A 3,184-nucleotide genomic window follows, 5' to 3' on the forward strand; every position below is an offset into this window, starting at 1 on the left:
ACCTTGATAGGCCGCCAAAAAGGAGTAATCTCACTCTTTTAGATACCCTTTTTTATAACCCCGAACTGGAAAAACGCGATTGGCTGAGTTAAACAGCTTAGGTTGTTGGTTTTTGGACGTCGGAGGATCATCTATTCTCCCCCAACTGTCCTTCATTCTGCCGCAACTCGGTTTGATTCTTCCCCAACAAGAAAAGATTCTCCCCTAAGTCTGACTGTTTCTTCCCTACCTTGAATGGGCTGCTAAAAAGTTCTTTTCCTAACGCAAAAAAAGCAAACCCGCCATCTTTGTGGGTTTGCTTCGACTTTATTTCTTTTCTTTGCTGTCTAGTATGAGGGTCACTGGGCCGTCGTTGGTTAGTTGGACTTGCATCATGGCTCCGAATTGGCCAGTTGCGACGGTGAGGCCTTTTTGGCGAAGTTCGTCGTTAAACTGTTCGTAGATGATGTTTGCTTCTTCTGGACGAGCGGCGTCCATGAAGTTCGGCCGGCGGCCTTTACGGGCATCGCCATACAACGTGAATTGTGAAATGGACAGCACCGATCCGCCGACATCAAGCAATGAAAAATTCATCTTCTCATTTTCGTCTTCAAAGATTCGCAGGTTTGCGATTCTTTCAGCCAAGTAAGCTGCATCTTCACTCGTATCGCCATGGGTAACGCCCACTAACACGACAAGTCCGCTGTCAATTGCACCAATGATTTGTTCATCGACAGTGACGCTTGCTGCCTTAGATCGTTGAATTACCACTCGCATGTCAGTTCAGACTCCTTAGTTCATAATCCGTCTTACCGAATAAATATCAGGAATTTGCTTAATTCTATCGACTACCTTTTGCAAATGACTGATATTTGTAATGGAAATCGACATATTTATCGTGGCCACCTTGTTGCGATCTGACTTTCCAGATACGGCGGACATATTCGTTTTAGTCTCGGCAACCATCTGTAAGACTTCATTAAGCAAGCCACGACGGTCAAAGCCGGTAATCTCTATTTCCACATTGTATTCTTTACGTGAATTCAAATCTGTTTCCCATTCGACAGGTATCAAGCGGTTTTCTTCGCCGCTTTCCAGGTTAGTACAATCTGTCCGGTGTATGGATACACCGCGGCCTTTCGTAATAAAACCGACAATTTCGTCGCCTGGAACCGGGTTACAGCATTTGGACAAACGTATCAGCAGATTATCAATGCCCTGTACTCGGACGCCGGATTCACGTTTCTTCGTATGGTTGACCGTTTTAACTTCAGACACTGCTTCTTTCAAATCAGTCAGCTGATCTTGTTCTTTTTGTTTCCGTAATCTTTCGGTCAGGCGATTGGCAATCTGTAATCCGGTGATGCCATTGTAGCCGACTGCGGCATACATATCGTCTTCATTGGAAAAATTAAATTTCTCTACTACACGTTTAAGATTTTCGGCTGTCAAGACTTCCTTCAGATCAAATTCCATCTCGCGGATTTCTGCAGCAACCAATTCGCGGCCTTTTTCAACATTTTCTTCACGACGCTGTTTTTTAAAGAATTGACGAATTTTATTCTTCGCCTGTGAAGTCTGCGTCATCTTCAGCCAGTCAGTACTCGGTCCATACGAATGCTTAGACGTCAGAACCTCCATGATATCACCGGTTTTTAGCTTATAATCGAGCGGTACGATTTTGCCGTTAACCTTCGCACCAATCGTCTTGTTACCGATTTCTGAGTGAATTCGATACGCAAAATCAATCGGGTTCGATCCAGCAGGCAACTCAATGACATCGCCTTTTGGGGTGAAAATAAAGACCATATCGGAGAAGAGGTCTATTTTTAATGACTCCATAAATTCTTCAGCATTGGTCGCATCATCCTGGAACTCAAGAATTTCACGGAACCAAGTCAGCTTATCTTCAAGAGAAGATTGTTCATTGATTTCCTTGCCTTCTTTGTATGCCCAGTGAGCCGCAACGCCGTACTCAGCGATTTGATGCATTTCAGAAGTCCGAATCTGCACCTCAAGCGGATCACCTTTCGGACCAATCACCGTGGTATGCAGCGATTGATACATATTCGGCTTTGGCATGGCGATATAATCCTTAAACCGACCTGGCATCGGCTTCCAGCAGGTATGAATAATCCCAAGAACCGCATAACAATCCTTAATGCTATTCACCACAATCCTTACTGCCAGCAAATCATAAATCTCAGTGAATTGCTTATTTTGCAGGACCATTTTACGATAGATGCTGTAAATATGTTTCGGGCGGCCGGAAATATCCGCCTTTATATTTACATCCGTCACCTCTTGGCGAACCTCATCGATCACGCCATTCAGGTATTCCTCGCGCTCGGCACGTTTTTTCTTCATCAAATTAACAATCCGGTAGTATTGCTGAGGATTCAAATAACGTAACGCTGTATCCTCAAGCTCCCATCGGATGGCGCTGATTCCGAGACGATGTGCAAGCGGTGCAAAAATTTCAAGCGTTTCATTGGAGATTCGACGTTGTTTCTCTTGAGGAAGATGCTTTAAGGTACGCATATTATGAAGACGATCAGCAAGTTTAATCAGGATGACACGAATATCCTGTGCCATGGCAACGAACATTTTCCGATGATTTTCAGCCTGCTGTTCTTCCTGCGATTTATATTTAATTTTCCCAAGCTTTGTTACACCGTCAACCAGCATGGCTACTTCTTCGCTGAAGTTTTCGGCGATATCTTTAAGGGAAATATCTGTATCCTCAACCACATCATGTAAAAAACCACCAGCTATTGTAGCGGGGTCCATTTCTAGGTCAGCAAGGATTCCAGCAACCTGGATGGGGTGGATAATATACGGTTCGCCTGATTTGCGAAACTGCTCACGATGGGCATATTCCGCATATTTATAGGCCCGGTATATGAAATCCGCTTCATCCTGGTCTAAATATTGCTTTGCCCGTTCCACAACCTGATCGGCTGTTTTTATTTGATCATTAGCCATACAATTATCACCTTTACTCCACTTTAAACGGTTATCCGTTTAAGGTTGATTGGTTACACCTTTTGCAAACAGAAAAGAAACGTAAAAAAGCCACTAGCAGGCTGCTATTTTCAGCAAAACGTGACAATTTTTGCAAACTTCCTATGCAATTTCCTTTAGATGTCGATCATCTATCTATCCATAAATCATTAGCAGCATCAAGGTTCTCTGAAAATACATT

General features: G+C 43.6%; 2 protein-coding genes. Both read right to left on the reverse strand.

Annotated features, from left to right (window positions below; all coding sequences use genetic code 11):
- Positions 1–306: 306 nt before the first annotated feature.
- Positions 307–756 carry a D-aminoacyl-tRNA deacylase gene (dtd, locus tag AC52RT_RS04605; protein ID WP_495539665.1) on the reverse strand — a complete coding sequence of 150 codons (450 nt, stop codon included), beginning with the start codon at positions 754–756 and terminating at the stop codon, positions 307–309.
- A gap of 15 nt (positions 757–771) precedes the next feature.
- Positions 772–2,964, reverse strand: a complete 2,193-nt coding sequence (locus AC52RT_RS04610; protein ID WP_495539666.1) for a RelA/SpoT family protein — start codon at positions 2,962–2,964, stop codon at positions 772–774.
- Between the last annotated feature and the right edge of the window lie 220 nt (positions 2,965–3,184).

It is taken from the genome of Peribacillus sp. (genome assembly GCF_059453735.1).

Bases quoted from the DNA above. Each gene is read 5' to 3' on its own strand.
- dtd (WP_495539665.1), bottom strand. From the start codon at position 756: ATGCGAGTGGTAATTCAACGATCTAAGGCAGCAAGCGTCACTGTCGAT.
- AC52RT_RS04610 (WP_495539666.1), bottom strand. From the start codon at position 2,964: ATGGCTAATGATCAAATAAAAACAGCCGATCAGGTTGTGGAACGGGCA.